Raw genomic sequence first — 1,694 nt, 5'->3', positions numbered from 1 at the left:
GAAGGGACGGTTTTTATGCGTAATCTGACGACTACTAATGATCATTATACCATGCAACTGACACTTCCTCTAGAAGAAATGGAAGAAAAGGTGGTTTCCAAACGAAATCTTGCGCCTACCTTCAAAGCCTACGACAACAAACAGGCCCAGATGATTCTGGATCTGGAAATGTATATTCCCACACACCATGTGGCCCGTGTCATTGATGAGATGATAGATGCGATCCCCGACCATCAGTTGTTTGCTCACTATGCAGGTGGTGGCCGCAGTTCTTATCATCCTAAAATGATGCTCAAGGTGATTCTTTACGGCTACTCACAAAAAGTCTACTCCTGCCGCGGCATCGAAAAGCTGTTGCAAGAAAACATTCCGGCGATGTGGCTGGCTGCGATGCAGCAACCCGACTTCCGCACCTTGAATGACTTCCGTGGCGTGCGCATGAAAGCGTTCATGGACGAGCTGTTTGAAACGATGATTGGGAAGCTCATTGCGGACAACTACATCACGATGGAGCAGTACTTTCTAGATGGCACGAAGATTGAAGCCGATGCCAACAAGTATTCCTTTGTGTGGAAAAAGTCTACGCTGCACTTCGAGGAAAAACTCAAAGCAAAGGTGCAGGCGACCCTTCAGCATATTCATGCAATCACGCACCAGGAAGCTGGTGAGTATGAAGAGGCAAAGCCGGAAGAACTCCCTGCCCAATTAGAAGCCGCGGCGGCTGTACTGGAGGAGAAAATCGAAGGGGTAACGGAGAAAATCGCCGGGGAAAGCAGCAGTGAAGAGCGGAAGGAGCTGCGAAAGCAGCGCAGTGCCTTGAAGAAGCCGCTGAAGCTCATTCGTGAAGATTTCCTTCCCCGACTTGCTAAATATGATGCGCAGAAGGCCTGCTTCGGTGATCGCAATAGTTATTCCAAAACGGATCCGGATGCGACGTTTATGCGCATGAAGGAAGACCACATGAAAAATGGCCAGCTTAAGCCTGGCTACAATATACAGATGGCAACCGAAAACCAGTTCATTTTGTTTTACAGCCTTCATCAGCGGCCCACGGATACGCGCTGCTTCATTCCGCATATGGAGCGGCTTGCAGCGTCTTCTTTGCCGATGCCCAAAACGGTCATTGCGGACGCTGGATATGGCAGTGAGGAAAACTATTTGTATGCCGTGGGCGAAGAAAAAGAGCCACGCTTTGATTTTCTCATTCCCTATGGCAACTACATGAAGGAGAAAACTCGGCGCTACAAAAAGGACATCCGACATGCATCGAATTGGATGTATGAAGAGCTGGATGATCGTTTTATCTGCCCGAATGGCCGATATGTTCGGTTCAAAAAGTACCAGATGAAAAAGACGAGTTCAGGTCTGGAGCAGAGCTTTAAGATTTACGAATGTGAAGACTGCAGCGATTGTCCATTCAAGTCAAAATGTACAAAAGCAAAAGGCAATCGTCAAGTACACTGGAACACGGTATGGGAAGAGTTGAAGGCGAAAGCGAAAACAGCCCTTGAGGATGACGAGAAATCCGCAATCTATGCTCGGCGTAAAGTGGAGGTGGAGAGCGTGTTTGGTCACATCAAGGGCAATCGGTCGTTCCGACGGTTTTCCTTGCGGGGCCTGGAAAAGGTTCACACGGAGTTCGGGATTGTGGCTTTGGCCCACAATTTACTGAAAGTAGCAGGCATCCGCCTCGC

The 1,694-nt window shown here is 48.8% G+C and carries 1 protein-coding gene; it reads left to right on the top strand.

The window, feature by feature from the left end:
- Positions 1 to 15: 15 nt before the first annotated feature.
- Positions 16 to 1,694, top strand: a 1,679-nt coding sequence (locus KJS69_RS29305; protein WP_213587772.1) for an IS1182 family transposase, incomplete at its 3' end; no start/stop codon positions are given.

The sequence above is a fragment of the Paenibacillus sp. J2TS4 genome, from assembly GCF_018403245.1.
Classification (GTDB): domain Bacteria; phylum Bacillota; class Bacilli; order Paenibacillales; family NBRC-103111; genus Paenibacillus_L.
This window is presented reverse-complemented; position numbering and strand designations above follow the sequence as displayed.